Annotated in this window: 1 protein-coding gene; it reads right to left on the bottom strand. The window is 74.9% G+C overall.

What is annotated here, in order from left to right; genetic code table 11:
- Positions 1 to 95 precede the first annotated feature (95 nt).
- The coding region (locus tag MHY30_RS14960; RefSeq protein ID WP_239279201.1) for an amidase family protein at positions 96 to 1,514 on the bottom strand (1,419 nt) is incomplete at its 5' end.

Here is a 1,514-nt window from a genome sequence, read left to right as displayed (position 1 = left end):
GGCGGGGGCTGAGGGGCGCACAACTCCGGCATCCCCGGCTCTCCCAGCACGGGATGCCGAGAAGCCACGACTTTGCAGGAGTTGTGCCGCACGGCTCATCGGCCCGCTCCTGCCCCGACGAGGCCGGCGAGCCGCCGGGCGAGCCGGACCAGCGCGATGTCGGTCCCGGCGCGCGCGACGAGGCACACGCCCACCGGTGCGCCGGCGACGGTCAGCACCGGCACCGACACCGCGGGGAGCCCCGCCGCGGCTGCGGGGGCGGTCATGCGCAGGGTCGCGGCGCGGACGGCATCCACGTCGGCCGTTCGCAGCGGCGCCGGACCGGGCACGGTGGGGAAGATCAGGACGGCACCGTCGACGAGCTCCGCCAGGTCGGCCGCGATCGCCTCCAGATCGCGGCGGGCGGCAGCCTCCTCCGCGGCGGTGATCTGGGACGCGATGCGGAAACGTTCCGCGACCGCCGGCCCCACCGCCCAGGGGTGCGCGCGCAGCCACTCGCCGTTGTTGCGCCACGCCTCGGCACCCTGAACGGTGCGGAACGCCGTGAAGGTGGCATCCAGGTCTCCCGCGTGCACGGCACGTAGCGGGGGCGGATCGTCGGATGCCGCGAGCGCGGCGAGCATGCGTGAGAAGGCCGCGCGGGTCGCGGGCTCGACGCACTCGAGGATCTCCTCGGGCACGACGAACCGCCAGGGGAGGTCGCGGCCGGCGGCGCCGTACACGTTCTCGGTCGACGCGGACCCGTCGTAGCTGAGGCACCAGTCGGCCACGCGCTGGAGCGTGTCGCCGTCACGGGTGAGCCACCCGATCGTGTCGAACGACTGCGCGAGCGGGAGCATGCCCTGCCGCGGGACGAGGTCGTGCGTCGTCCGCAGACCCCACAGGCCCTGATACGACGCCGGCACGCGGATCGACCCCGCCGTGTCGGTGGCGAGTCCGATGTCGGCGTGACCGAGGGCGACCGCGGAGGCCGGTCCACTCGACGACCCGCCGGGCAGGGCACCCACGACCGCCCCGTTGGGAGGCGTGCCGTAGTGGACGTTGTCGCCCGCGATCGAGTACGCGAACTCGTCGGTGCGGGCGATGCCGCGCAGCGACGCTCCCGCACGCAGCAGGTCGGCGACGGCGGGGGCGGTGACCTTCTCGGGACGGGCCTCTTCGAGGAACGTCGGGTTGCCGGCGCCGACGCGGAAGCCCGCGATCGCGAACAGGTCCTTCACGGCGACGGTGAGTCCCTCGAGCGGACCCTCCCACGCACCCTGCAGGAAGGGATCGCCCACGCTGCGCCAGATCGTGCGGTCGAGGGCAGGCGTGCGCGGCGTCACATGCGCCGCGGTGATGAGCCATCGCCCGCCCGTGCGCTGCCACACCTGCGTCTGAAGCCCCCGACCTCCGCCGCGGAACGCCGAGACCGACACGAGCAGTGCGACGTCCCCGTCGACGCTCGGCGCGGCGGCCGGGGCGTCGCACAGGGGGGGTGGGGGTCGGCGTTGCGCGGCGGGGGGGGGGGGGGT

The sequence above is a fragment of the Microbacterium sp. ACRRU genome, assembly GCF_022346945.1.
In the GTDB taxonomy this organism is placed as follows: Bacteria; Actinomycetota; Actinomycetes; order Actinomycetales; family Microbacteriaceae; genus Microbacterium; species Microbacterium mcarthurae.
The sequence above is the reverse complement of the archived record's forward strand: the minus strand, read 5'-3'. Positions and strand labels throughout refer to the sequence as shown.